Source organism: Pseudaeromonas pectinilytica (assembly GCF_054780855.1).
Genome location: NZ_BAAGVN010000276.1, coordinates 1 through 4,869, shown reverse-complemented (window position 1 = coordinate 4,869; position 4,869 = coordinate 1). Strand labels below are relative to the sequence as shown.

The 4,869-nt window shown below is 54.8% G+C and carries 5 protein-coding genes and 1 pseudogene; all 6 read left to right on the top strand.

All coding sequences use genetic code 11. From position 1 onward, the window contains the following. A pseudogene (locus ACYVG7_RS11230) lies at positions 1–270 on the top strand (hypothetical protein); the annotation flags it as partial. A gap of 99 nt (positions 271–369) precedes the next feature. Next, entirely contained in the window at positions 370–963 is a 594-nt protein-coding gene (locus ACYVG7_RS11225; RefSeq protein ID WP_460883197.1) for a lecithin retinol acyltransferase family protein, read from the top strand. A 24-nt stretch (positions 964–987) separates the two neighbouring features. Further along, on the top strand, positions 988–1,413 hold the full coding sequence (locus ACYVG7_RS11220) for a DUF2787 family protein (RefSeq protein WP_460883196.1): 426 nt from the start codon (positions 988–990) through the stop codon (positions 1,411–1,413). 66 nt (positions 1,414–1,479) lie between these two features. Further along, entirely contained in the window at positions 1,480–1,977 is a 498-nt protein-coding gene (gene radC, locus ACYVG7_RS11215; protein WP_460883195.1) for a RadC family protein, read from the top strand. Between the two features lie 328 nt (positions 1,978–2,305). Then, positions 2,306–4,366: an anti-phage ZorAB system protein ZorA gene (gene zorA / locus ACYVG7_RS11210; protein ID WP_460883194.1), complete on the top strand. Its 2,061-nt coding sequence runs from the start codon at positions 2,306–2,308 to the stop codon at positions 4,364–4,366. Continuing rightward, positions 4,366–4,797, top strand: a complete 432-nt coding sequence (locus ACYVG7_RS11205) for a hypothetical protein (protein ID WP_460883193.1) — start codon at positions 4,366–4,368, stop codon at positions 4,795–4,797. The genes zorA and ACYVG7_RS11205 overlap by 1 nt, the downstream gene beginning before the upstream one ends. The last annotated feature ends 72 nt before the right edge of the window (positions 4,798–4,869 follow it).

The following is a 4,869-nucleotide window of genomic DNA, read 5'->3' as shown; positions in this document are numbered from 1 at the left end:
CTGGAAGCCATGGCCCGAGCGCTACTGGGCAATGGTCAGTTTGAAGAAACCGAGGAGGATATCCCGCAGATGTTGGAGGAGTTCTATCCCGAGGCAGAAACGGATAACCCACCAGCTCAGACTGGCGACATGGCATCGCCTGCAACTCCGGTGGTTAAACCCAAACCCACCACGCCCATCCGTCAGTCCCGACTGACCAGCAAGCTGGGCTCCGCTTCACCGACCAGCAATCAGCCACCAAGCACCGCCACAGCCACCTCGCACGGCTAACGCAACACCCATCACTCAACGGCATACACGGCTCAAGGTCTCCCCAGACACGGGAGACCTTGAGCCGTTTTCTATTTATTGAATTGAAGGAGAACCATCATGCAAGCAGGTGACCACCTGGTTTCCCCGCGTCCGGGGTTTACCCATCACGGGCTCTATGTCGGGAATAACGAAGTCATCCACTACGCCGGTTACTCGTCCGGCGAAGAGTCCGGGCAAGTGGTACTGACCTCACTGGAGGTATTCCGCAACGGCCATCCTTGCCGCGTTGTCACCCACAACCTGCGTCGCTACACCCCTGGGCAAAGCGTCGAGCGTGCCTGGTCGCGACTGGGTGAGGCTCATTACAGCGCGCTGCTCAACAACTGCGAGCACTTCGTGACCTGGTGTATCCAGGGCTTTCACTACAGTGCGCAGGTACAAAGGCTGGTAGAAACCGGACTTGCCGTCGGCAGCCAGGTGCTCCCACGGCTGCCGGTTGTCCCGATAGAAACCATGGCCGTGGCCCATCCACTGCGCGAGACCGCGATAGCGACTGCGGTGACAACGGCTTTACCTTCCGCCTCACAAACTGCAGCCATTGTCGCGGGTGGATTGACCCTAGCGAGCGCCGCCCCGTTAGCCCTACCGATAGCAGTAGCCGGAACCGCGCTATACGGCGCCAAGAAGCTCTTCGACTGGCTGACCGACTAACCCCCGAATTCTCAGGAGATGACCATGACCATTCCCTTTCAAGCGGAAGGCCAACTGCTGCCCGTCAGCCCCTGGCTGAAATCCCAACTGGCCGAGATGGTGAGCGAGCAATCCATCAATCTGGAGCCGCTGACGGCGCTTACCTTTCGTTTCAACGACCCGAACTATTCAGCCACCCGAGGCGGCTATCACCCAGTTGAAATCCGGCTGGTACGCGGCCTCAATGGCTGGCTGTTCGATACCATCACCGACTTTAGCTACCAAGGCTATGGCGACTGGGCCGAGCTCGACAAGGAGCTGGATTTTGATTTTCTAAGCCCCGAGTTCACCCACATCTATCTGGGCATGCTGGAGCACGATGACGCCATCGAGTTGTACCAGCTCTGGGAGAACAACTTCTGGCTCTATTGCCAGATGAACACCTTCAGCACAGCCCTGAGCTGTACCTAACCGCATCACGACAACGCCACCTCCGGCACTGACGCCGGAGGTGGCGTTGTCTATGGAGAACTCACCATGAGCCACAACAAATTCAAAGCTGGAGAAACGCAGGGCACCTATGTCCTCACAGAACCTGTTACCACTGAGGAAATCTTAGCTATGGCCAACCGCCTGGCTCGCGCCCGCGTGACCAAGGGCAAGGCGTTGACCTCGCCCAGCCTGACCTACAGCTGTCTGCAAACCCTGCTCCAGGAATACGAGCACGAGGTATTTGGCATCCTGTTTTTGGACAGCCAGCACCGGGTCATCAAGTTTGAGGAACTGTTCAGGGGCACTCTGGATGGCGCTTCCGTCTACCCGCGCGAAGTGGTCAAGGCGGCCCTGGCCTGCAACGCCGCCGCCGTGATCTTGGTACATAACCATCCATCAGGCTTGCCGGAGCCGAGTCGCGCCGACCGATCACTCACCGAACGATTGCAGGTTGCCTTGGGTGTGGTGGACATCCGCCTGCTGGATCACCTGGTCATCGGTACCGAGGGACGAGTCTCCATGGCTGAGAGGGGGTGGATTTAAACACAAATCTATCACTGCATTACCGGCTGAGTGATGAACCAGCCGGGATTTACAGTTCAGCTACTGATGCCAACGCCCCATCTGTCTCCTTGGCCGTTGTCACCACAACCGGGCAGCATGGTGAAAGGCCTTGCCCCTCAAATCCGAAGCAGATCAAGTTAGTTGCAAACCTTGCCTGGCGTCTATGGTTCCGTAAGCGGCCTAAAGGTAAACTTTCATATCTTTGCATATGCCATTACCTTCGGCTTGGCGCTAATAGCAGCCACCAGACCTCAGGCATGCAAGGAACCTTCGACTTCATGGATGAATTAAACAGGTAGGGAACGACATGCTGGATTTGCTTGCACACCTGTGCCCAGATTTTTCTCAAATGTTGAGTGGCAACACCTTGGGTATCAGCGCCTGGTTTTGTGTAGTCATCATTATTTTTTTCTTTCCCTCCGTGATTTTTTTGTCCCGACATTATTTTCACTTCAAAAGGCGCATCAATGCATTGCATTCTTTGCTAAGTGAACAAAGCAGAGAAACGCTGGCCCAGACACGTCGTGAAACCCTGCAACGGGCTAAACAGCTAAAGGCGGACAATATCGGCAAGCTCTGGCAAGAGTTTGATGAAAGCCTGGTGATGTCTTCCGACCAGACGCAACTCTTCAACACCCTGGATGCGGAACATTTTTTCAATGCAAAAACCCTGGCGACCGGCCTGACCGCCAGCCGCCTGCTGGCCGCAGCTCCGAGTTTTTTGGTGGCGATCGGGGTGCTAGGAACCTTTGTTGGACTAACCATTGGTCTAGAGGGGCTAGTGGGCAATACGTCCGAAATCGACACCCTCAAGAGTGGGATCAATAAGCTTATCTCGGGAGCAGCCGTTGCCTTTACGACCTCGGTCTGGGGGGTTGCCTCTAGTCTCGGGCTGAATCTGCTTGAAAAGCTGCTTGAACGGAAAGCCCTGAACCTTATCCAAAGCATACAGAATGAGATCGACTTCCTCTATCCAAGACTTCCGGCGGAACAATCCCTGGTGCATATCGCCGAGTACAGTAAAGAAAGCAAAGAAGCACTTCAGGAGCTGCACGAGAGGATCGGAGACCGACTGCAAGAAAGCATCAACGGCATGAGCGAGGCCATGCAAAATGCCCTCACTGACACACTCAACAACATCATGGGGCCGGCCATCCAAACCCTGGTTCATTCAACCAGTCAGCAATCAAGCCAGGTGATGGAAAACTTGGTGGGCAGCTTTATGGAGGGCATGAGCTCGGCAGGCCGAGTACAGGGTGAACAGCTCGAAAAAGTGGCAGCGGATGTCAATACCGCCGTCAGCAGCATGGGCGAACGTCTTGAACAGCTGTTTAGTAAATTAAGCACCCAGCAGGCCAGCAGCCTGGATGCTCAGGATGAGCAGTCCAGACGTTTCCAGGAGCAGTTGCAGCAACTGGCCAATTCGGCAGATGAGCGACAAGGCCAGTTGGAGAGTCGCTTTGGCAAGATGATGGGTGACCTGGCCCAGCAACATGAGCAACAGCAAGCCACCTTACTGGAGCAGCAACAAAAAATGCTGGGAAGTCTGGGTACTGCAAGCCAACAGCAAATCGAGACTATGACCTCGGCCGTACAGCGACAACAGAACACATTGCAGGATGCCGTTGGCAAACTGCTGGATAACGTGAGTCAGCAAGGTGCTCAGGCTGATGTTCGCGAGCAGGTTCGTCAGGAGAAATTCCAGCAGCAGCTGAATGACGTGGCTCAGCAGCAGCAAGCGCTGTTGACCGCCTTAGCCGAATCAGTGCAAGCCGGGCAGCAGCAAAGCCGCCAAATGGCGGAACAGCACCAGCAATTGCTGGTTCGCTTGCAACAAGTGACCGACTCCGCCGCCCAGAGCAGCAAACATATGGACAGCAGCGCCAATCAGCTAGGCCTGCTCTCCACCAATGTCCGTTCAGCCGCCGAACTACTGGGGCAACGCCTGGAGCAAGTGACTCAGAGGATTGAGCAAGCCGGTAGCCAAAATATTGCACTAACAGATCAACTCAAACAACAAGCCGAGATGCTGGCCAGATTGCAAGATGGCTTGCTGATGGGAGCAGAACGTTTCGAACAGGCGGCCAGTGAAGCTCGCCATGGCTTTGTGGAGATGAAGCAAACGCAGCAACAATTCCTGACAGGGGTGAGAACCGAATTCAATGCCTTAGGCGAGACGTTGCGTTCCCAAGTTGAAGCCATCGAAAAACAGGCTGAACAGTGGCTGCAAAAATACGCCAGCGAAGTCAGCACTCAGGTTCATGAACGCATGGATCAGTGGAACAAGGTTTCTCTGGAATATGCCACCAAGATGTATCACACGGCCGAAGCCATGAGCAGTGTGCTGGATGAGCTGGAGCAACGCTGATGCAATTTCGTAAAGCTCAAACCACCAACGTTGACGAAGAAAACCCCTACTGGATGTCCTTTTCCGACATCATGTCCGCCCTGCTCGTCATCTTTATTATGGCCTCGGTGATCCTGATCCTGCAGCTGATGGAGATCCAAAAAGAACTGGAGCATAAACAAGCCAAGTTTGAAGAAGAGATTGTCGCGCTAAAACAAGCCGAGCAAGTACGCCGCACCATTCTTGACGAAGCAGTAGAGACCCTGCGCAAACGCGGCATCAAGGTGGAGATCAGCCAGAATCACACCGTCTTGAGCATTCCCAACGAATTGCTTGGCTTTGAAACCGGCGCCTTTGACATAAGTCCGACCTATCAATCCCGGGCCAGGGAAATAGGCGAAGTGCTTAACATGGTAATCTCTCGTGACAATCGAGTGGAGTGGCCTTGTTGATCAAATCCAAAGTCGGATACTCGCTCCCCCACCCGCCGGGCGGGCTTAGTTGACGGCCTGCCGAATGGGCAT

What these genes read in the sequence shown, in the direction of transcription:
- ACYVG7_RS11225 (WP_460883197.1), top strand. Translation starts at nt 370, where the DNA reads ATGCAAGCAGGTGACCACCTGGTTTCCCCGCGTCCGGGGTTTACCCAT.
- ACYVG7_RS11220 (WP_460883196.1), top strand. Translation starts at nt 988, where the DNA reads ATGACCATTCCCTTTCAAGCGGAAGGCCAACTGCTGCCCGTCAGCCCC.
- radC (WP_460883195.1), top strand. Translation starts at nt 1,480, where the DNA reads ATGAGCCACAACAAATTCAAAGCTGGAGAAACGCAGGGCACCTATGTC.
- zorA (WP_460883194.1), top strand. Translation starts at nt 2,306, where the DNA reads ATGCTGGATTTGCTTGCACACCTGTGCCCAGATTTTTCTCAAATGTTG.
- ACYVG7_RS11205 (WP_460883193.1), top strand. Translation starts at nt 4,366, where the DNA reads ATGCAATTTCGTAAAGCTCAAACCACCAACGTTGACGAAGAAAACCCC.